Consider the following 22,303-nt stretch of genomic DNA (forward strand, 5'->3'; position numbering starts at 1 on the left):
AGGCACCCTTTTTTATTGCGAGCTCAGAAAAAGTCGCAACTTATGCACGAGTTTGCGCGTATGACGCTAGCTCATCCATAGAAGTCTTAGCAACAACTTCACCATCAATGTAGTAAGTAACAAACTCACCTTCACGAACACCCATTAGTGTCGCTTTTTCACCGTTGTTGTAAGTGATGTCCATTTGAACTGTGTTTTCGTCGATCTGTTGCATTTGACCTTGTTCGATAACACGGTTATTCGTAATAGGACCAACAGGAGCTGTCGTTAGAGACTTATCTAACTGGTGGTTTACGTCGATGTAAGTGTCCATCTTCTTATCAAAGATGTGTGGCTTACCGTTTAGCGGGTTTTTACCAGTCCAGAACTCTAGCGAGTTGAACACAATGTAGTCAGCCGCAATCGCAACACCGTAAACTGGCGCCATTAGCATGTTTAGACCACCACGAGCGTAACGGTTATCAACGGCTTTCAAGTTGAAGCCCATAACGTAACCCGTTACTGCGTTGCTGCCTACACAGCCAGAAAGAGAAACTGCTACTGCAGTTAGTGCGCCAATTTTAGCGATCGCCTTTTTCATTAAAACCTCTAGTTAAATAGTATTAGGTCAAAAATTCGGCGGGGATAGTAGCGGATAAAAACAAGAGGTAAAAGACAGTTTTTCGCCAAAAAAATATTAGTATTAAATTTAACACAGCTTTATTTTTTCTATGAATATAACGAATCAAAAACCAAGGCAAGGCTACTCAATCGATACTAGATTTCACCCAATAAACTTACACAAGCCATACATTCGGTGAATTTTTGATCTTTTCGATAAAAATTATTGTTCGTCACATCAAGAAGAATGATTAGTGTGATTTTGAACCAGTTGTTACATTGTTGCTAACGTATTTGACAGAGATGGTTTATGGCCAGAAGTAAAAAAAGCAAAGTATTTGAGCTGCTCGGGCACCAAGTACAACCAGGACAACGACTAGAAACCGAATTTGAAGCGGCACAGCTTTACACGCACTCGCCTCTTTCTATTCCTGTGGAAATTATCCACGGTAAACAGGAAGGCCCTGTTTTAATGGTAAATGCAGCGATCCATGGTGATGAGCTTAATGGCGTAGAGATCGTTCGTCAGATGATCAACCAATTGGATCCAGCCAAACTAAAAGGCACGGTGATTGCGGTTCCTATCGTCAACGTGTTTGGCTTTATCCATAAGTCGCGCTACCTTCCAGATCGTCGCGACCTAAACCGCTGCTTCCCGGGCAGTGAGAAAGGCGCATTGGCATCACGCATGGCGCATGGCTTCTTCAATAACATCGCCAAGCGTTGTGACTATATTTTGGATCTTCACACGGGTGCGATTCACCGTACTAACCTACCTCAGATCCGTGCGAACTTGAGCAACCCAGAAACACTACGCATTGCAAAAGCATTTGCGACACCAGTGATCGTAGACTCAGCTCTACGTGACGGCTCTCTTCGTAGTGAAGCGGAAAAGTGCGATATCCCAGTACTGACTTACGAAGCGGGTGAAGCTCTGCGCTTTGACCCATTGTCGATCAGTGCAGGTGTACTAGGTGTGCAACGTGTAATGCAGGCTATCGGCATGCTACGCGCGAGCCGCAAAAAACTACCAGAGCCAATCATCGCAAAATCCACCAGCTGGGTTCGCGCATCGGGCAACGGTATCCTACGTACGGTTGTGAACTTGGGTGATAAAGTAGAAGAAGGCGAGACTCTCGCTTACATCAGCTCGCCTTTAGGTCATGACGAGCTAGAGCTGTTGGCACCAAAAGGCGGTATCGTTATTGGCCAGCAAACACTGCCACTGGTTAACGAAGGTGATGCAATCTTCCACATCGCTTACTTCAAGCAAGATGATGACATGGTTGAGCAAACGGTAGAAAGCTATATTGAAGAGCTAACTGAGTTCGATGTCGACCAAGTGACGACGGGGCAAATCCCACTAGAAACGCAACAATAATTGCGAACTAGCAGAAACCAACTTCCAAGCCCAGATTTCATCTCTGGGCTTTCTTTTGTCGTAAAAATAGACACTCTCACTATCCAGCAGACCAAAAACCAAACAATAATCCAATTTACCGTCAAATAGTGGGTATAAAAGTTTACAGTGAAACTAAAAATCATTATTGATAATTAATCTCATTATCATTTATTAATCTTTTCAGCATTCATATAATCCCCGCCTCTCAAATTACTATAACAAATGAATATGAAACGATTATCGACCCATCGCTTAAAAGTAAGCCTTGTCTCGCTCGCAGTGCTCAACTCACTTTCTCTCCATGCAGCGGAAAACGCCGACGAAGAACTTGAAGTCATTGGTGTCCACTACGCCAAACCGATTACCGTCGCAGAACCTGCTGAAACCATCATTGATTGGACCCAAATCGAAGAGCAGCAATACTCTAACTTTGCAGCAATGATTGACGCCGTACCTGGTGCCACGCTTGACGGAGGTGCTCGTTCTGGTGGTGAGCGTATTAACATTCGTGGCTTCGACGACCCTAGTGACATCGCCGTATTCGTTGATGGTGCTCCAATAGGTTTCCAACAATACCGTTACGGCACCTTCTTCTTCGACCCCTTCTTGATTGGTGAAGCGAAAATCATCAAAGGTGCGCACGACTACCGCGCGCTAAACGGCAAATTTGGTGGGTCTATCCGAATCAAAACCAAAAGCGTTGATGACTTGCTCGAGGGCGATCGCAACTTCGGCGTTCGAGCATCAACGGGTTATAACAATAATGGCGATGAGAACTCATACACACTCTCCCTTTATGGCAAAAATGATGCTGGCTTCTACTTCCTAGCTAACGGCTCAGTAAAAGATTCCGACGATATTAAAGTCGGCGGCGGTGAGACTCTGGATTACTCGGGTTACGAGCAAGAGAACATGCTCGTAAAAGTTGGCTATGAAAATGATGACCACGAATTTGAAATCAGTCATACACGTTACCAAGATGAAGGTCGTAAACCATGGGCTAACCGTCGTGGTCAAATGCCAACCATTTCGGATTACAACATCAAAAAATATGGCTCGTTAGAAAAAGCGCAATACGCTTACACGGTCTACAACGAATACAAAGACAATACGACGACAGTCTCCTACCACTATATGCCAACCAACCCTTATATTGATTTCAATATCAAATTGGCTCGCTCGGAGAATGATCGCCACTGGGTTCGTCCTGATATCGCTTTCGAGAAAATGTTCGTCTCAGTTGGCAGCTACGGCCACGAATCTTGGTTGAGTTATCAACGCGATTACGTCGACGTATTCAACCAAGTTCAACTTGGTGACCACACACTAGTCACTGGGCTTCAGTACCAAAAAACGGATCGTGACTCCTTGGTATTTAATGCTTCTTATGATGATAAAGAAGCAAAAAACTACGGTTGGTATACTCCGTACTACGAACCATCGGGCACTCAGTCTATATACGCGGCCTACATTGCTGATCACTATCAAGCAACCGACCGCCTGACGATTACCCCCTCTCTGCGTTATGAGTACATCACGAGCGAAGGTAAAGGTAACGCGGCGCCAGATTACAATGATCCAGCAGCAGGCCATGATTACAGTGAAACAAGCCATAACGGCTTTAGTCCACGTTTGGATGTCGATTTTGACGCGACCAACAATACTCGTTTGAACTTCTCTTATGCCTACGCCTTAAAAGCTCCAACCGTCGATAACATTTACTCTGTGCAATATGCCCGAGCAACAGCCACAGCAACGGCACGCGATCTCGATGTTTCTCGTATTCATGCTTATCAAGCCAGTGTGATTAATTTGGCCAAAGGATTGGTTAGCGAGCGCGACAACCTCGCAACAGAACTGACATTGTTCTACAACGATGTGAGTGACACTGTTGATATCCGAACTGGTGAAAACTTAGATAAAGACAGCGGTGATATTCAAAGTTGGAGCACAAACCTAGATGGCTTCAAAAACTACGGCTTCGAGTTGATTTCGCAGTACCGCATCGCAGATTTCTATTCTGATTTCTCAGCAAGTTACATTCGCGGTAAAAACAAAGGCAGCCTATCAGACTCTACGGGCTCTGATGATGACTACCCAGGTGTACCACCTCTGAATATTAACCTTGGGTTGGGCTACGAGTGGATTCCGGGCCTGCGAACAGGTTGGGAAGTCCGTTGGTACGATGCACAAACGAAAACCAAAGCGGAAGGCGACAACCTAAAAGTCAAATCACCAAGCGAGCAGTACACATTACAAAATGCTTACGTTGTCTGGGACGTACAACAAGTTAAAGGTCTAAGTGTCGGAGCAGTCGTCAACAACCTAACTGATCGTTATTACGAAGCTTACTTGTCGAATGGTGTGCCTTCTCCTGGCCGAGAAGTGAAATTGAATCTGACTTACCAGTACTAATTCGATACTCACCAACCAATAGCAATCTAGCCAAACTCGGAGTAACCGCTTGCTCCGAGTTTTTATTTTTACTCAAAGCCATTTTTAGTACGTTCGCCGGTGAAGAATATGACAAGAACACAAAAAGCAAAAACAACGCTTGTTGCAATAAGCCTGTCCTGCGTTGTTACGCCCTGTCTAGCACAACAAAACCTCACTCAATATTTAGAACAACAAAGCAATAATTTATCGCAGGAAGATCATTACTTAGCTCCCGTTTCGAAGAACTTAGATCTTGATGCTAAAGCAGACACAATTGTATGGAAAGACGACCAAACGCCTAGAGATTGTCAGTACGCCAAAGGAGAGGCTACCGAAGCAAGAGATTACGACTACGGTGTGGCAAACAATCTATCAGACGGGTTACACCACATTGATTTACAGCCTGTTCACACGCCGAAAAAGCTGCGCAAAGATCATATCTACAATACTGCGTCATCGGGTAGCTCAGTCAAGTTCTCAGTTTCTTCTGACTGCTTATAACGACACAAATAAAAATGCCCCGAGATAACCTCGGGGCATTTTCAAATTCATAATCGATGGTATTCAACCATCAAGCACACTGCGATTATTCTTCGTCAGCGTCTGCTTCACGAGCTTGACGAGCTTCTTCTTTGCGAACTTTTGCCGCTAGTTGCTCTGCTTCGCGCTCTTGACGTTGTACTGCTTTACGCTCGTTACGAACTACTTGGTTTTGTACAAAACCCGCTAGTTCCTGCTCAGCCCAAGCTTGTGCTTTCTCTTCGCTGTCAAAACCAGTTTCACGTTTTGATACCACTACTTTACGAGAAGTCACCTGACGAGTGATCTCTGCGCTCCAACCGTTACGTTTTTCAGTTACGCGGATAGCAAATTTTGGATTTTTAGCCATTTCTTTCATTTCCTAAGGGATTAATCAGGGATTCGGTCAACTTGATAACTCCATCTAAGCTGAGCTGTTTAACACCATCCCTTGGTAAGCGCGGTATTAGAGCATAAAAGTTACCGAAACGCTGCAAGTTTTTTACGGGAGACGGGAGACGGGAGACGGGAGACGGGAGACGGGAGACGGGAGACGGGAGACGGGAGACGATTTCATTTTGTCTATTTAGGAATTAATACTGTCAACACCTTATGAGTCCATGTATCTAGCACTAGTATTCCAACACATACCTCTCGATTCCTACAGCGAAGTGTTCCCGACTCTCGAAACGCTGCACCCTGTAGGGCTTCGACCTAAAAGAAAGCGCCGGTCTCTCAACCAGCGCTTTACTATTTTCGTTAACCGTTGACTAAGTCATGGTTAGCCGATGTTCTTGCGCGCGTTTTGGAACATACGCATCCAAGCGCCGTTCTCACCCCAACCTTCTGGAGACCATGAGTTCGCAACTGTACGGAATACACGCTCTGGGTGCGGCATCATGATAGTTACGCGGCCATCTTGAGTCGTTAGACCCGTGATTGCGTTTGGCGAACCGTTCGGGTTGTTCGGATATTGCTGCGTTGGGTTACCGTGGTTATCCACGTAACGAACGGCAACCGTACCTGAAGCTTCAATCGCTGCTAGGTGGTCAGCATCACGTACTTCTACGCGACCTTCACCATGAGACACTGCGATTGGCATACGAGAACCGGCCATACCGTCGAAGAACACAGAATCAGATTTCTGAACTTCTACTAGACTAAAGCGAGCTTCAAAACGCTCAGATTCGTTACGAACGAAGCGTGGCCACAGGTCTGCCCCTGGGATTAGCTCTTTCAGGTTCGATAGCATCTGACAGCCGTTACACACACCTAGAGAGAACGTATCTTCACGCTGGAAGAAACCTTCAAACTGGTTACGAGCTTGCTCGTTGAACAGGATAGACTTAGCCCAACCTTCACCCGCACCAAGTACGTCACCGTAAGAGAAGCCACCACAAGCGACTAAGCCCTGGTACTCTTCTAGAACCGCTTGACCGGTTAGGATATCGCTCATGTGGATATCTGTTGCTTCAAAGCCTGCACGGTCAAAGGCTGCTGCCATCTCAACGTGAGAGTTAACGCCCTGCTCACGCAGAATTGCCATCTTAGGCTTAGCGCCTTTCGCGATATATGGCGCTGCAATGTCTTCGTTCACATCGAAGCTTAGCTTAACGTTCAGACCTGGGTCCGAGTTGTCTTTCTTAGCTTCGTGCTCTTGGTCAGCACATGCTGGGTTGTCACGTAGACCTTGCATCTTGTGCGTTGTCTCAGCCCAGATAGTACGTAGTTCAGTGCGGTTACGCTCAAGAACAACTGTCTCACCAGAAGTAATCACTAGCTCATCAGATGCTTCTACAGAGCCAATTACGTGTGAACACGCTTCAAGACCGTTTGCTGCAAGAGTAGAAAGTACAGCGTCTAGGTCATCGTTCTTAACCTGAAGTACCGCACCTAGTTCTTCGTTGAATAGCGCCGCTATTGCATCTTCACCAAGGTCAGCGATGTCAGCTTTAACGCCACAGTGACCCGCGAATGCCATCTCAGCTAGAGTAACGAATAGACCACCGTCACCCTTATCGTGATAAGCCACTACTTGATCGTTTGCTACTAGAGTTTGAACTCCTTCGTAGAAACCTTTCAGTTGTGCTGCGTTGTCTACATCTGCTGGCTTATCACCAAGCTGCTTGTAAACCTGCGCAAGTGCTGTTGCGCCTAGACGGTTTTGCCCGTTACCTAGGTCGATAAGAACCAGTGACGTGTCACCTTTATCTGTGTGCAATTGCGGTGTGATTGTCTTACGAACATCTTCAACACGAGCAAACGCAGTGATGATGAGAGATAGCGGAGAGGTTACTTCTTTCTGTTCGCCGTTCTCTTCCCACTTGGTCTTCATCGACATTGAGTCTTTACCCACAGGGATAGTCAGACCAAGTGCTGGACATAGCTCTTCACCCACAGCTTTCACCGCTTCGTAAAGACCTGCATCTTCACCCGGGTGACCGGCTGGAGACATCCAGTTTGCAGACAGTTTAATATGTTTGATATCACCGATGTTTGTCGCTGCAATGTTTGTGATTGCTTCACCAACCGCTAGACGAGCCGATGCACCAAAGTCTAATAGAGCAACTGGTGTACGCTCACCCATCGACATTGCTTCACCGTGGTAAGTGTCGTAACTTGCTGCAGTTACCGCGCAGTTTGCTACTGGAACCTGCCACGGACCAACCATTTGGTCACGCGCGACAAGACCTGTTACCGTGCGGTCACCGATAGTGATTAGGAATGTTTTTTCTGCAACCGTTGGAAGGCGTAGAACGCGATCCACGGCTTCGTTCAGCTCGATGCCGTCACGGTTAACCGCCGGGTTGTTTGCTTTTAGCGTTTTCGCATCACGGTGCATCTTAGGCGTCTTACCAAGAAGCACATCCATTGGCATGTCAATTGGCGTGTTCTCGAAGTGTGAATCTTCAAGTTTAAGCTCACGCTCTTCAGTTGCGATGCCTACTACTGCGTATGGTGCGCGCTCACGCTTACAGATTGCATCGAATACTTCCATGTTCTCTGGCGCAACCGCCATTACGTAGCGTTCTTGAGATTCGTTACACCAGATCTCAAGTGGGCTCATGCCTGGTTCGTCATTTGGTACGTCACGCAGTTGGAAAATACCACCACGTTCGCCATCGTCGACAAGCTCTGGAAGTGCGTTAGAGATACCGCCCGCACCCACATCGTGGATGAATGCGATTGGGTTAGCATCACCAAGTTGCCAACAACGGTCGATCACTTCCTGACAGCGACGCTCCATCTCTGGGTTTTCACGCTGTACTGAAGCGAAATCTAAGTCTTCTGCTGATTGACCAGATGCCATTGAAGAAGCAGCACCACCGCCAAGACCGATGTTCATTGCAGGACCACCAAGTACGATTAGGCTTGCACCTACTGGGATCTCTTTCTTCTGAACGTGCTCGTCACGAATGTTACCCATACCACCAGCAATCATGATTGGCTTGTGGTAACCACGAACCTCTTCACCTGCGTGAGAGTTAACTTTTTCTTCGTAAGTACGGAAGTAACCAAGTAGGTTTGGACGACCAAATTCGTTGTTGAACGCCGCGCCACCTAGTGGGCCTTCTAGCATGATGTCTAGAGCATTAACGATGCGACCTGGCTTACCGAAATCTGTTTCCCATGGCTGTTCAAAACCAGGAATACGTAGGTTAGATGTTGTGAAACCAACAAGACCGGCTTTTGGCTTACCACCAATACCAGTCGCGCCTTCGTCGCGGATTTCACCGCCTGAACCTGTAGAAGCACCCGGCCAAGGAGAGATAGCAGTTGGGTGGTTGTGCGTTTCCACCTTCATTAGGATGTGCGCTTTCTCTTGGCTGTAGCCGTACTGGCGAGTTTCTGGGTTCGGGAAGAAACGACCTACATCAGAACCTACCATTACGGCTGCGTTGTCTTTGTACGCAGACAGTACGTTTTCTGGTGTCGTTTCAAATGTGTTTTTGATCATCTTGAACAGAGACTTCTCTTGCTTAACACCGTCGATAGTCCAATCTGCATTGAAGATCTTGTGACGACAGTGCTCTGAGTTCGCTTGTGCAAACATCATTAGCTCAATGTCAGTCGGGTTGCGTTCTAGCTTATTTACGAACGCATCGTAAAGGTATTCGATTTCATCATCTGCAAGTGCAAGACCTAGGGTAACGTTTGCGTTTTCAAGCGCAGCACGACCGCCTTTTAATAGGTCAACATCTGCTACAGGAGCAGGTTCTGCCGCTTGGAATAACGCATTTGCTGCATCAAAATCAGTAAATGTCACTTCCATCATGCGATCATGGATGAGTGCTTTTACATCAGCAATTTGAGCATCGTTAAGAGGAGTTGATGTCTCTACGTAGTATGCAGTGCCGCGCTCAAGACGTTTTACTTTGTCTAGACCACAGTTGATTGCGATATCAGTAGATTTAGAAGACCAAGGCGAAATAGTGCCCGGACGAGGCGTAACAAGAAGTAGAAGACCTTCTGGCTCATGCTCTTCGATCGTTGGACCGTAAGTCAGCAATTTTTCCAGTTTTTCCAACTCTTGAGCATCAAGGTCAGACTTTAGATCCGCAAAGTGCATGAACTCAGCGTAAATGCCAGTGACAGGCAGATCTTGTTCACGACAAAGTTCCAGTAGTTTATTAACACGAAACTCAGAAAGAGCTGGGGAGCCACGCAAAATTCTCATGTGCTTAGGTCTCTTATTGCAAGTGATTAAGGTGATATTGGAATAAATTCAGTGGGTTATACTGTTTTCTTCGAAGCTATTCCCGAAGGTTTTTCAAACCTATGCCGATGCCACCTCTTCGTTGCGAGCGCATTATATAGCAATTGTTTTTGTGATGTAACACCAAAAGCAACCGTTTGCGTCATTTTTTTCGTCAAATTTGAATTACGACTAAAATGTCGATAAATCACACAATGTCGCATTCTATCTGTCTGATTCACTTTGCCCCACCTGCTCGCTTTGATATAAAGGCAACTAGAAATTTATCGAGACGTACCGAATTAATGCAAATAAGTCAGTTCAACCGACTCAAGCGCAGCGCCCTACTTTTCGCTTCTGTGCTTTTACTTTCTGCCTGTCAGATTGAGTCGGAACCCAAAAGTGAATTCGAGCAAATCCAAGAGCGCGGTGTCCTACGTGTTGGCACGCTAAACAACCAACTCTCCTACTACATCGGTCCTGATGGCCCTGCTGGCTTGGATTATGAACTGGCGCGTAAATTTGCAGAACAGCTCGGCGTTAAGCTCGAGATCAGACCCGCTTTTCGTCAGGCAGAGTTATTCCCTGCCCTGAAAAAAGGCGATATCGATATTATCGCAACCGGTTTAAACCAAACCTCTCAAGCGGTGCAACGCTTCCGTCCTGGGCCTGCTTACTACTATGTGAGCCAACAAGTGGTGTACAAAAAAGGCCAGCTTCGTCCTCGTGATATCAACCAACTCATTAACTACCAAGAGTCGAAAGATGAGAAAGCGGGCGATGAAGACACTAATGCCGGAGCAGAGACGCTACAAATCGTTGAACAGTCTCAATTTGTTCCAACACTAACGGCACTACAAAAAGAGCACCCAGAACTGCAATTTGAAATTGTTGGTGACGCAGATACTCGAGATCTACTGAAACACGTATCGACAGGTGAACTGCGTTTTACCGTTACAGACTCTGTGGAACTGTCTTTGGCTCAGCGCCTTTACCCAGATCTAGCTTTGGCTTTTGAGCTAACCGAAGAGCAACCCGTTTCTTGGTTCACTCGTCGTTCTGAAGATGAAAGCTTGTATGCCATGTTGATCGAGTTCTTTGGCAACATTAAGCAGTCTGGTGAACTCGCGACGCTCGAAGAGAAATACATCGGCCATATTGAAGCTTTCGACTATGTAGACACGCGTGCCTTTATTCGCGCCTTGGATAACACCTTGCCGAAATGGTCACCACTGTTCCAAAAATACAGTGAAGAGTTCGACTGGCGCTTGATTGCAGCCTTGGCATACCAAGAGTCTCACTGGAAACCGAAAGCGAAATCGCCAACAGGTGTGCGTGGAATGATGATGCTAACGCTGCCAACAGCGAAGAGCGTTGGTGTGACTGACCGCCTAGACCCAGAGCAGTCTGTGCGTGGTGGTGTGGAATACCTTCGCCGTATCGTGGCTCGTGTGCCAGATTCAATTAATGAGCATGAGAAGATTTGGTTTGCATTGGCCTCTTATAACGTGGGTTATGGCCATATGATGGATGCAAGACGCTTAACGAAAGCGCAAGGTGGCGATCCAAATGCATGGGCAGATGTGAAAGAACGCCTACCATTGCTGCGTCAGAAACGCTTCTACAGTCAAACTCGTTATGGTTATGCTCGTGGTGATGAAGCGCGTAACTACGTCGAAAATATTCGTCGCTACTACCAGTCGATCATTGGTCACGTCAGCCAAAAGCCAGCGATTGATGAAGACACAGAAGATCTACAAGTGATCCCGCCACTCAATCCAGATTTGTTAATTTCTGGAGCAGTGGAAACCTTGGCGGAGCAGACTTCTGGAGCGGTGGAAACGATCTCCAACACTGAGGAAAGTTCACCTCAAGAGGCGGAACAGACACCCGAACCAAAAGCGGAATAAACCTTTCGAAAATAGCGAGCTCACAGCTCGCTATTTTTTTATTGAGTCAACAGATAAAGTTATCTAGAATCCATTCTTTCGGGCTAATCTAGCTTGTGCTGCCCCTTGGTGCCTTACCAAGGTTGGGCTCGCATAGCAGAGAGGCTCTTTTGGTCACCTCTCCTCGAACTGATGCCACCTTCGTCCGTAAGCGTGCCTCATCAGAATGTCATCGATTGATAATAAATCAGACACTTTGCCATGCGAGTGTCGGAGAGAGTGTTCGTTGTCTGCAAAAGGTTCTGATAATGAGAAAACGCAGAGTGCAGTCAAAACGTTTGAATAAGACGGTGGCTGCTAACCGCCGTAAGCGCAAGCTTACGTGTATGAAAAAGAAAGTCAGTGCACGTAACCGTGTTTTCGTTCACCTAGTGAATCACTGAGAACTTAAAGCAAACATCTGCTGCAAAGTAGGTGTTTGCTAAAGGCAACTAGTAACTAAAAGCCCAAGTCCCCCACCTTTAAGAAGCCCTTTTCCTTAAACTATTCGCCTTTTATTTCCTGTTCATCATCGTTCGCTCTTTGCGCTTGCTTCTTCGCTTTAATCTCTTTGCGACGACGCTTGAAAAACGCTTGTAACTGCGAGCGACATTCATCCTCTAGCAACCCACTTTCGACTGTCGCGTAATGATACGCCGCTTGGCTTTCGAACAAGTTCAATACCGTCCCTGCCGCACCTGCTTTTAAATCAGGCGCACCGTAAACGACTCGTTTCACTCGGCTATGTAGCAACGCACCAGCACACATTGGGCAAGGCTCTAGCGTGACATACAAAGTCGTATCAAGCAGTCGATAGTTTCCTAAAGCCTCTCCTGCTTTGCGTAACGTCTGGATCTCGGCATGAGCAGTCGCATCATGAGCACAAATTGAACGGTTCCAACCTTCCGCAATGATCTCTCCGTCTTTCACTAAAACAGCACCAACCGGCACTTCCCCTTCAGCTTCTGCTTGCTCTGCAAGCTCCATCGCACGGCGCATAAATAGTTCGTCTTGAGGGGAAAACTGAGAATCTGACAAAAGGAGGCTCCGGTATTTTGGATAGGTCGTAATTTAAAGTGGATTTTAACCTTCAAAGAGAGGAAGGGAAAGAGACGAGAGACGAGAGACGAGAGACGAGAGACGAGAGACGAGAGACGAGAGACGAGAGACGAGAGACGAGAGACGAGAGACGATTTCATTTTGTCTATTTACGGCAAACACTGTCAACGCCTTTTGAGTCATTGCATTTACCTCTAATATCCCAGCACATACCTCTCGATTCCTAGAGCGAAGCGTTCCCGACTATCGAAGCGCAGCGTCCTGTAGGACAAAGTCCGTTCTTCGATTCCCGAAAACAAAAAAGCGCCAGTCTCTCGACCAGCGCTTTTTAAATTAACTTAGTAACTTCAGCGTTCTTACATTGTGTAAGTGTATGGCGCTTGAATACCTAGAGGAATACCTAGCATCCAGTAAGCAACTAGGAAGATAGACCAGCCGATTAGCATAGCAATCGAGAATGGCATCATTAGAGACGCTAGCGTACCGATACCTGTCGACTTCACGTAACGTTGACAGTAAACCACTACTAGAGGGAAGAATACCATCAGAGGTGAAATGATGTTCGATACAGAGTCACCTACACGGTAAGCCGCTTGAGATAGCTCAGGAGAGATACCTACAGCCATTAGCATAGGTACTAGGATTGGACCGATAAGAGCCCACTTCGCTGATGCAGAACCGATTAGAAGGTTTACAGAAGCCGTTAGAAGAATCATACCGATGATAGTTGCTTCACCTGGTAGGTTCATCGCTTTAAGACCTTCCGCACCATATAGCGCTAGCATCGTACCGATGTTTGATTGCGCGAATGCAGATAGGAACTGCGCACAGAAGAACGACATTACAATGTATGCGCCCATCGTAGACATCGTATCCGCCATCGCTTTGATGATGTCGTTACTTGTCTTGAACGTGCCAGAAACGCGACCGTAAACATAACCCGGAATGATAAACAGGATGAAGATCAGTGGAACGATAGACTTCATGATTGGCGCAGAGAACGCTGTGATTTCACCTTCAGGTGAACGCAGTGCAGAGTTTTCTGGGATAAGCGCCACAACAAGAAGAGCGATACCTGCCATCATAGCCCAACCAGCGTAACGGAACGCTTTTGATTCAGTTTCAGTGAAAGAACCAAGATCTGGTGCTTTTTCTGCATCTTCATCAACAGGCGTGTTAGCTAGACGAGGTTCGATGATTTTCTCAGTTACGTACCAACCAATAGCAACGATGATTACTGAAGATAGACCAGTAAAGAAGATGTTTGCTAGAGGGTTTACTACGTATTCAGGGTCTAGAACCTGTGCCGCGGTTTGCGTAAAGCCAGCTAGAAGAGGGTCGATACCTGAAGGGATGAAGTTTGCAGAGAAACCACCTGATACACCTGCGAACGCTGCCGCGATACCCGCTAGAGGGTGACGACCTGCTGCGTGGAAGATGATACCACCAAGAGGAATAACTAGAACGTAGCCCGCATCTGCCGCAGTGTGCGATACGATTGCCACAAGAATTAACATTGGAGTAAGAAGTTTTGCTGGCGTGAAGTTCAGCATCTTCTTAAGACCAGTGGTGATGAAGCCAGAAGAATCGGCAACACCTACACCCAACATCGCTACAAGAACGATACCAAGTGGCGCAAAGCCAGTGAACGTTGTCACCATGTTAGCAAGGAAACTTGCTAGTGCTTCACCTGTTAGAAGGTTAGTAATAGTAAGAGCTTCGCCAGTTCGAGGGTTTAGAAGGTCGAAAGAAACATTCGACAAAAGTGCAGACGCAGCCCAAGTAATGATTAGTGCCCAGAAGAACAGAATCGCTGGATCAGGAATTTTGTTACCCGCTCGCTCGATAAAGTTCAGAAAGCGATCCATACCGCTCGGCTTCGGTGACGGTGCTTTATTTACTGCTTGGTTACTCATGGTAACTCCATATGAATGATGTTGGTGCCATGGCCTATTTGAATAATTATAACGGCCTATTTTCAACCGAGCATTCTATTAAATAGTCATTAAGAAAGCACAAGGTTCTACGTTTTTTTCCATATTTGGAGACATATTTTGCAAAAAAGCCATATCAATTAAACATAAAAAAAACAGTAGCACACCATTCGCGTTAACAGTTGAAAAACCACCTGTTAACCACCGAAATTAGCAATAAAAAGCGTCAATATTAACGATAAAAGTAATTATAAGCGGAATAGAAAACACCTCAGTTTTCGAACTCACTATACTGCGAAATCATAGTTTTCAATTCAACAGATTGTGTTTCCCCCATCCGGTCTTGCCAGCTAGAAGTAATGGTAATGGTTTTGAGTGAACCAGAAACTGTTGCCGCTGGAACTTCCCATTCCATAGTGTAAGCTCCCGCAGTAGAAGATCCTGTCACGATCGAAGCAAAAGAAGCACTAGAAATCGTAGAAAGCGCATCAGAAGCGCCGCGAGTCCGAAACCACTCGAGTTGATTTTCCGCTAAGCGCAGCGCCTCAATACTGTGAATCGCATATTCTGATTTGCGTTCCATATAGATTTGCAGCTTTGTCAGACCAAGTGCGCCGATGCCGAGTAGCAAGAATGAAATGAGCACCTCAATTAAACTAAAACCTTGTTGTTTAGAGATCATTCCAAGAGCCCTTTTTCCATTTAATTTTCTTGTGATCATTGGGTACGGATGTGGAATCAAATTCCAAGTTAACTGCGGCACCAAAAACACTTAACCCACCAGGGGTGTCGAAAACATATCCACCAACAGGTTTGAAAGAGCCACGGGAAAAAAAAGTAAGTTTCTTTATTTCGTCTGTAGAGAGTCCTCCTATAAATGGAGTGACTGAGACATCTGATGTCCACCTTGCGGTCATGTCACTGACTGTAGAAGTAAACAATTGGTAAACAGTTCCGGGAAAAGAGTCAGCACCATTAACCGACAATAAGCCATTCTCGATAACAAGAAGCTTAGGGCTAGCATTAAGGTTGATTCCGATACCGGTTTCTAGGTCACAATCACCAACCACCCACACTTTATCGCTCACAGAAAACGCACTGACAATCCTATCAACACAAGATTGAACTGTTGACGAGCTACTTGCCACACTCCCATCAATCACCACAAATCCATTTTTTATTTGAGTTAATTGGGAGCGAGGGTAACCAAAAAAAGCTTCAAAAGGGTCAAGGTTTGGGTCATAAATAAAATCATGCTCAAACATCTTTTCGTCGCCAATATAATCTTGATTGTTACCAATGACTTTCACTTTGTAGTCGTTTATGCCAGCAGAATCATCACAGTTAGAGTCACCAGAGACGCATAACCCTGAGCGCGCAGTATTAGTCATATGAGATGAACTACACGTTTTTCCAGAAGGATGTGTAGTAACAAAGGCGCCTTCCATTGCTACTGAAGTCATAAATCGAACAGACACACAAGTATCCGGTTCGACAAATTCAGGCGTAAAAAGATAGGAGCCCATTAACTTCAAATCAGATCGGGCTTGTATAGCTCCACTTGGCCTACCAACCACTTCAATACTTTTGAAGGCCTCAACTCGGTTATTTACGCTTGAAGATAGCTCGTAGAATTTGGGATCCACCAAAGATTGAGTTGCAACAACAGTACTTTGTAAACAACTAGAGTAGTCTTGCGCATTTGGTGTGACCGACATATCCGCTTTATTTATCGCGTAACCACACTCCAATCCCCCCTCAGCACGCCAATGCTCTTGCCGTGCTTCAATTTGGTTATTGGCACGTTTGATCTGATAGAAAAGAGACTTGTAGCTACCAAGCGACATCATTAATGTTGCGACAAGTAATACACTGACAACCAGTAACGCTACTGCACCTTGTTGTTTATTCATTATTGCCAGTTCCTTTGTTTCACCGTAAAGGACTGCTCGGTACGAGTACCCGTCGCATCTTTTAACTCTGTTCCCAATGTAACCGTCACCAGAGCACTCTTAGCATCCGTGTTTTCTAATACCTCACTCACAAGGTCAAACCGATTAACATGAATCGCCTTTTTATCGAAGAGAGTGTTACACGACCCTGTACCAGAGAGGTTGGCCACATCATTGATATCCCATATAGTGGCTTGCTTCTTTTCACACACAAAGAGCGACTCTGGCGTACCATCTCGCTGTTCATACACCACGTTTTTATACAGAGACGTGGCACCAGAAACCCCCACGTTATAAACGTATGCAATAAGCGCAGAATCAGCACCACTAATGGTGTAAAGCGTGTTGCTGGCACCAGAGATCTTGACCGAATTCTCATCGCTACCATCAAACCCTGCACGCTGAATATCACTTTTCATCATCTGTAAAACACTGGCCGTATTTTGCAATAGCATCAGCTCCTTTGAGCGTTCCATCGCTACCTTCTGCCCACTGATATAAAGCGAGCCGACAATACCCAAAGAAATCAGCCCTAAAGAAGAAGCAATCATAAACTCAACCAGGCTGGAACCTTTTTGGTTAAACATATTCACCTCTTAAGAACACGTTGAGTAACCGAAGAGCTCGGTATTATTGTTATCGCTGCATACACGAACGCGAGCAGAAAGAGTGTGGGAGATGAGTTTGAGTGCTTTTGCAGATTCCCCTACCGGATAGAATTTGATATTGCCGGAAGAAGGACGACCATGAACGTCGTCGAAACTGATTTGGTCGGAAGCGTAATTAGGTGTAACGACGATCCCTTCATAAGGCGCTCCTGAAAAAGAGAACAAAACCGTCCCTGCGCCCTCAGTTCCGTTATCAGTAAGATCGATGCGCCACTGACCATCATTAGATGAACTACCGGACATGATAAAGTGCGCCCACAGCCTCTCTCGGCGTAAAACAGCTTCTGATTTTCCCTGAATAACAAAACCATGCAGTTCATCGGCTAGGCGCTGCATTTTGTTGGTTTCAAAAACATTTTGGAAAGATGGTGCTGCCGCCGCCAGTAAAACACTCATTACTGCGATGGTGATCAGAAGCTCCAACAACGTAAACCCGCGAGGCATTTCCCAAATTCCTATGCAAACGGCAAAAGCGCCGTAATTCATCTTGCGCAGATGCTATCACCTGAGAAAAATAGGCGGAAAAGTGAAAAGGAAACGACTCGTCATGATTCGAATTTCTCGTTGCAACGGATACAACAGACGATTAAGAGGGATGACATTGGTCGAATTACTGATTGCCGTAGTGATTGTAGGAATCATTGCAGCTATCGCCTATCCGTCTTATTCCAACCACGCGATCACTGCACATCGCACTGTTGCGTTGAGTGACATCAGTCGTATTCAGTTAGAACTCGAAACTACTTACAACGGTGGCTATGACTGGAGCGGGATTATATCTGGGGGTAGTTGTACGATTTGTGATTCGGACGCAGACCGCTTCTCATTTTCCATCGCAAGCTCAGCAACAGCAGCATATACAATTACAGCAACCGCAAAATCTGATCGTGGACAAGATGGGGACAGCTGCTTTCCGAGCGGCCAAGATAAAAAAATAACATTAACTTCGACGAATATTGAATCACCAAGCGCTTGTTGGGATTAGGGAAAACTCCATTCACAGATAACTCATCACCAATTAACTGGCACAAAAAAGCCTGCATCACTGCAGGCTTTTTATTAGATTCATCTAACTCTGTTATTAGCTAGTTAGGTCATCAAAGAATTTTTTCACACCGTTGAAGAAGCCTTCAGATTTTGGCTTGTGTTTAGTTGCGGCATCGCCACCACAAGACTCATCAAACTCTTTCAGCAATTCTTTTTGACGAGAACTTAGGTTAACTGGTGTCTCAACCACTAGCTTAACGATTAGGTCACCCACACCGCCGCCACGAACGCCTTTCACACCTTTACCACGCATACGGAACATACGACCTGTTTGCGTTTCTGTAGGTACTTTAAGGTTCACACGGCCATCTAGCGTCGGAACTTCAACTTCACCACCTAGAGCTGCCATAGCAAAGCTTACTGGCACTTCACAGTATAGGTTGTTGCCTTCACGTTCAAAGATATGATGCTCTCTCACGTGAACTTGCACGTATAGGTCACCTGCTGGTGCGCCCATTTCTCCCGCTTCACCTTCGCCAGATAGACGAATACGGTCGCCAGTATCAACACCAGCAGGGATCTTAACGTTAAGTGTCTTAGTTTTCTGCTTACGGCCTTGACCATGACATTCGTTACATGGGTCTTTGATGATCTTGCCTTTACCGTGACAGGTAGGACAGGTCTGCTGTACTGCAAAGAAGCCTTGACGCATCTGAACTTGACCGTGACCATGACAGGTACCACAAGTCTCAGCTGAAGAGCCTTTCTTCGCGCCACTACCATCACAGGTATCACAGTGTACAAGCGTAGGTACTTCGATCTCTTTTGATACACCACGAACCGCTTCTTCTAGCGACAGTTCCATGTTGTAACGCAGGTCTGCGCCACGTTGCGCGCGCTGCTGACCACCGCCACGACGGCCGCCACCAAAGATATCACCGAACACATCGCCAAAGATGTCGCCGAAATCAGCGCCACCGCCACCAAAACCGCCGCCGCCGAAGCCGCCACCGCCTTGTTCAAAAGCAGCATGGCCGTACTGATCGTACGCCGCTTTCTTTTGAGGGTCAGTGAGAATTTCGTACGCTTCTTTTACTTCTTTAAACTTGTCCGCAGCAGACTCATCACCCTGGTTACGGTCTGGGTGGAATTTCATCGCTAGACGCTTGTACGCCTTTTTGATATCGCGCTCAGAGGCATCACGGCCTACGCCTAATACTTCGTAAAAATCACGTTTTGACATGTTCTTCGTCACCAATTAATTACTGCAAACGGCATGATTTACCGCTTGGTGTTTGTATCGTTCTAGGTAAGTGCACTCATTGCAAAATACTTAACTAGAAAGACAGCTTTGACAAACAGACGGGCGTAAGAGTTACCCCAAACGCCCGCGTACAAAAGTCTTATCGACTCTAGGCGACCATAGGCCGCCTAGTTAGAAATAATATTATTTCTTGTCGTCTTTAACTTCTTCGAACTCAGCATCAACTACGTCGTCTTCTTTAGACTGTTGAGCCTCAGCGTCAGCACCTTGTGCTTGTTGCGCTTGAGCTTGTTGTTGAGCGATTTCCATTAGCTTTTGAGCTGCCGTCATTAGCGCTTGAACTTTAGCGTCGATCGCTTCTTTGTCATCGCCTTTACGTGCAGTTTCTAGCTCAGAGATAGCTGCTTCAATCTTCTCTTTCTCTTCTGCAGGTAGCGCTTCACCAGCTTCTTCTACTTGCTTACGAGTACCGTGAATCATTTGGTCAGCTTGGTTACGTGCAGCCGCTAGCTCTTCGAACTTCTTGTCCGCTTCTTTGTTAGCTTCTGCTTCTTGAACCATTTTCTCGATGTCTTCGTCGCTTAGACCGCCTGAAGCTTGGATAGTGATCTTCTGCTCTTTACCAGTCTGCTTATCTTTCGCTGAAACGTGTAGGATACCATCCGCATCTAGGTCGAAAGTAACTTCGATTTGTGGCATACCACGTGGTGCAGCTTGGATACCTTCTAGGTTGAATTGACCTAGAGATTTGTTGAAAGACGCTTGCTTACGCTCACCTTGAAGAACGTGGATAGTTACCGCGCTCTGGTTGTCTTCTGCTGTAGAGAAAACTTGGTTCGCTTTAGTTGGGATAGTCGTGTTTTTCTCAACTAGCTTAGTCATTACGCCGCCCATTGTCTCGATACCTAGAGACAGTGGAGTAACGTCTAGTAGAAGTACGTCCTTAACGTCACCAGCAAGTACACCACCTTGAACTGCAGCACCCATTGCTACTGCTTCATCAGGGTTTACGTCGCGGCGAGCTTCTTTACCGAAGAACTCAGCAACTTTCGCTTGAACCATAGGCATACGAGTCTGACCACCAACTAGGATTACGTCAGTGATGTCGTTTACAGATAGGTCAGCGTCAGCTAGAGCAACTTTTAGTGGCTCAAGAGAACGTTGTACTAGGTCTTCAACTAGAGATTCTAGTTTCGCACGAGTCACTTTCACGTTCATGTGCTTAGGACCAGTCGCGTCTGCAGTCACGTAAGGTAGGTTTACGTCAGTTTGAGAAGTAGAAGAAAGCTCGATTTTCGCTTTTTCTGCTGCTTCTTTAACACGTTGCATCGCTAGTGGGTCGTTCTTAAGGTTGATGCCTTGCTCTTTGTTGAACTCGTCTACTAGGTAGTTGATTAGACGTGTATCGAAGTCTTCACCACCAAGGTGAGTGTCACCGTTAGTTGCTAGAACTTCGAACGTTTTCTCGCCTTCAACTTCATCGATTTCGATGATAGAGATATCGAATGTACCACCACCAAGGTCGTATACCGCGATAGTGCGGTCGCCGCCTGACTTGTCTAGACCGTATGCTAGAGCAGCCGCTGTTGGTTCGTTGATGATACGTTTAACTTCTAGACCTGCGATACGGCCAGCGTCTTTTGTAGCTTGACGTTGAGCATCGTTAAAGTAAGCAGGAACTGTGATAACTGCGCCAGTTACTTCCTCACCTAGGAAGTCTTCAGCAGTTTTCTTCATTTTCTTCAGAATTTCAGCTGAAACTTGAGGAGCCGCCATTTTTTGGCCTTGCGCTTCTACCCAAGCATCACCGTTGTCAGCCTTAACGATTTTGTAAGGCATGATTTCGATGTCACGTTGAACTTCTTCGTCTTCAAAACGACGACCAATTAGACGCTTAATTGCAAATAGCGTGTTAGTTGGGTTTGTTACTGCTTGACGTTTAGCAGGTTGGCCTACTAGCGTTTCGCCGTCTGTGTATGCAACAACAGATGCGGTTGTACGCTCGCCTTCTGCGTTTTCAATTACGCGTGGCTTGTCACCGTCTAGAACAGCAACACAAGAGTTAGTAGTACCTAAGTCAATACCAATGATTTTACCCATCAGGCTATCTCCGAATAAATTCTATTTTCGTTTTGCTATATCCCCTATGTGGGGACGTAGAATCGGGTTTCAACCCTTGCTCACAAACAAAAATAATGTTGTTTGCTTCTCTTATGCCCAATAGATAAGGGCTGCAAATAGCTTTTCAAGGGAGAGAACAAAAAAAATTGAAAAAAGTTGCGCAAAAGGTTGAGGCGAGAAGCGAGAAGCGAGAAGCGAGAAGCGAGAAGCGAGAAGCGAGAAGCGAGAAGCGAGAAGCGAGAAGCGAGAAGCGAGAAAGTGTAACTTCTTTTGGTTAAATAAAGTCAACTCTCATTTGTTCATACTTTTTCTACACGTTCCAACAGAACAAAAGAATGAAACTAATGCTTTAACGAGGAGTTAAAGTGAAATATGAAAAACTAAACGTCTGGAAAACAAGTTTCGATTTGTGTAAACGCACTTATATCAGCGTTCAACACATTCAAGACTACTCCTTCAGGGATCAGATTCGCCGTTCAAGTATATCCATCCCAAGCAATATTGCGGAAGGTGTGGAACGAAATAGCCCTAAAGAAACCGCTTACTTTTTCAATGTTGCAAAAGGTTCGGTCGGAGAACTCAAAACTCAGTTAATGCAGGCTAGAGAACTAGGCTATCTTCCAAAAAGTTTTTGCGATGAGTTATGTGCATCATGTGAGGACATTGGACGGATTTTAGGGGCTCTTATCGCCAAGCATAGAGCACAGCTCTAATACCTCGACTCTTCAATCTCGATT

The 22,303-nt window shown here is 45.9% G+C and carries 18 protein-coding genes; 7 read left to right on the plus strand and 11 right to left on the minus strand.

Translation table 11 applies throughout. The annotated features are described in order from the left end of the window. Positions 1-40: 40 nt before the first annotated feature. Positions 41-580, minus strand: coding sequence for a DUF3332 domain-containing protein (locus tag ATB78_RS21760; protein ID WP_005440209.1), 540 nt, complete (start codon positions 578-580; stop codon positions 41-43). 330 nt (positions 581-910) lie between these two features. Between ATB78_RS21760 and ATB78_RS21765 the strand changes: the two genes are divergently transcribed. From ATB78_RS21765 to ATB78_RS21775, 3 genes are all read left to right on the plus strand, one after another. After that, entirely contained in the window at positions 911-1,981 is a 1,071-nt protein-coding gene (locus ATB78_RS21765; RefSeq protein WP_005440211.1) for a succinylglutamate desuccinylase/aspartoacylase family protein, read from the plus strand. A 249-nt stretch (positions 1,982-2,230) separates the two neighbouring features. Next, the gene (locus ATB78_RS21770; protein WP_061010466.1) at positions 2,231-4,417 is read left to right on the plus strand and encodes a TonB-dependent receptor; all 2,187 of its coding nucleotides are present in this window, start codon (positions 2,231-2,233) and stop codon (positions 4,415-4,417) included. 108 nt (positions 4,418-4,525) lie between these two features. Then, complete coding sequence (locus tag ATB78_RS21775; protein WP_061010467.1) at positions 4,526-4,939, plus strand: hypothetical protein; 414 nt, start codon at positions 4,526-4,528, stop codon at positions 4,937-4,939. 85 nt (positions 4,940-5,024) lie between these two features. On the opposite strand, the gene ATB78_RS21780 is transcribed toward ATB78_RS21775, so the two are convergent. After that, a complete protein-coding gene (locus tag ATB78_RS21780; protein WP_009705616.1) occupies positions 5,025-5,327 on the minus strand; it encodes a DUF3622 domain-containing protein in 303 nt (100 codons plus the stop codon). A 411-nt stretch (positions 5,328-5,738) separates the two neighbouring features. After that, positions 5,739-9,635, minus strand: a complete 3,897-nt coding sequence (purL, locus tag ATB78_RS21785) for a phosphoribosylformylglycinamidine synthase (RefSeq protein WP_061010469.1) — start codon at positions 9,633-9,635, stop codon at positions 5,739-5,741. A gap of 323 nt (positions 9,636-9,958) precedes the next feature. On the opposite strand from purL, the gene mltF reads away from it, so the two are divergent. Next, a complete protein-coding gene (gene mltF / locus ATB78_RS21790) occupies positions 9,959-11,563 on the plus strand; it encodes a membrane-bound lytic murein transglycosylase MltF (RefSeq protein WP_061010471.1) in 1,605 nt (534 codons plus the stop codon). Between the two features lie 287 nt (positions 11,564-11,850). Then, positions 11,851-11,985 carry a hypothetical protein gene (locus ATB78_RS30285; protein WP_005447629.1) on the plus strand — a complete coding sequence of 45 codons (135 nt, stop codon included), beginning with the start codon at positions 11,851-11,853 and terminating at the stop codon, positions 11,983-11,985. A gap of 100 nt (positions 11,986-12,085) precedes the next feature. Here ATB78_RS30285 and tadA read toward each other — a convergent pair whose 3' ends face one another. From tadA to ATB78_RS21820, 6 genes are all read right to left on the minus strand, one after another. Then, a complete protein-coding gene (gene tadA, locus ATB78_RS21795) occupies positions 12,086-12,619 on the minus strand; it encodes a tRNA adenosine(34) deaminase TadA (protein ID WP_061010473.1) in 534 nt (177 codons plus the stop codon). Between the two features lie 377 nt (positions 12,620-12,996). Next, positions 12,997-14,556 (minus strand): AbgT family transporter, encoded by a 1,560-nt coding sequence (locus ATB78_RS21800; RefSeq protein ID WP_005440222.1) that lies wholly within the window; start codon positions 14,554-14,556, stop codon positions 12,997-12,999. Between the two features lie 289 nt (positions 14,557-14,845). Beyond that, positions 14,846-15,256, minus strand: a complete 411-nt coding sequence (locus ATB78_RS21805) for a prepilin-type N-terminal cleavage/methylation domain-containing protein (RefSeq protein WP_005440224.1) — start codon at positions 15,254-15,256, stop codon at positions 14,846-14,848. Continuing rightward, positions 15,246-16,487, minus strand: a complete 1,242-nt coding sequence (locus tag ATB78_RS21810; protein ID WP_061010475.1) for a hypothetical protein — start codon at positions 16,485-16,487, stop codon at positions 15,246-15,248. Before ATB78_RS21810 ends, ATB78_RS21805 begins: the two co-directional genes overlap by 11 nt. Next, the gene (locus ATB78_RS21815; protein WP_061010477.1) at positions 16,487-17,113 is read right to left on the minus strand and encodes a hypothetical protein; all 627 of its coding nucleotides are present in this window, start codon (positions 17,111-17,113) and stop codon (positions 16,487-16,489) included. The genes ATB78_RS21810 and ATB78_RS21815 overlap by 1 nt, the downstream gene beginning before the upstream one ends. Positions 17,114-17,122: 9 nt before the next feature. Further along, positions 17,123-17,638, minus strand: coding sequence for a GspH/FimT family pseudopilin (locus ATB78_RS21820; protein WP_061010478.1), 516 nt, complete (start codon positions 17,636-17,638; stop codon positions 17,123-17,125). Between the two features lie 103 nt (positions 17,639-17,741). On the opposite strand from ATB78_RS21820, the gene ATB78_RS21825 reads away from it, so the two are divergent. Continuing rightward, positions 17,742-18,179: a type IV pilin protein gene (locus tag ATB78_RS21825; RefSeq protein WP_039984731.1), complete on the plus strand. Its 438-nt coding sequence runs from the start codon at positions 17,742-17,744 to the stop codon at positions 18,177-18,179. 96 nt (positions 18,180-18,275) lie between these two features. Here the strand turns inward: ATB78_RS21825 and dnaJ are convergent, their stop codons facing one another. Both dnaJ and dnaK read right to left on the minus strand, forming a co-directional pair. After that, on the minus strand, positions 18,276-19,424 hold the full coding sequence (gene dnaJ / locus ATB78_RS21830) for a molecular chaperone DnaJ (protein ID WP_005440230.1): 1,149 nt from the start codon (positions 19,422-19,424) through the stop codon (positions 18,276-18,278). A 204-nt stretch (positions 19,425-19,628) separates the two neighbouring features. After that, positions 19,629-21,545: a molecular chaperone DnaK gene (gene dnaK, locus ATB78_RS21835; protein ID WP_061010480.1), complete on the minus strand. Its 1,917-nt coding sequence runs from the start codon at positions 21,543-21,545 to the stop codon at positions 19,629-19,631. A gap of 386 nt (positions 21,546-21,931) precedes the next feature. Between dnaK and ATB78_RS21840 the strand changes: the two genes are divergently transcribed. Further along, positions 21,932-22,279 (plus strand): four helix bundle protein, encoded by a 348-nt coding sequence (locus ATB78_RS21840; protein WP_061010481.1) that lies wholly within the window; start codon positions 21,932-21,934, stop codon positions 22,277-22,279. Positions 22,280-22,303 lie beyond the last annotated feature (24 nt).

Origin of the sequence: Vibrio sp. CUB2 (assembly GCF_001557945.1) — a bacterium.
Classification (GTDB): Bacteria; Pseudomonadota; Gammaproteobacteria; order Enterobacterales; family Vibrionaceae; genus Vibrio; species Vibrio owensii.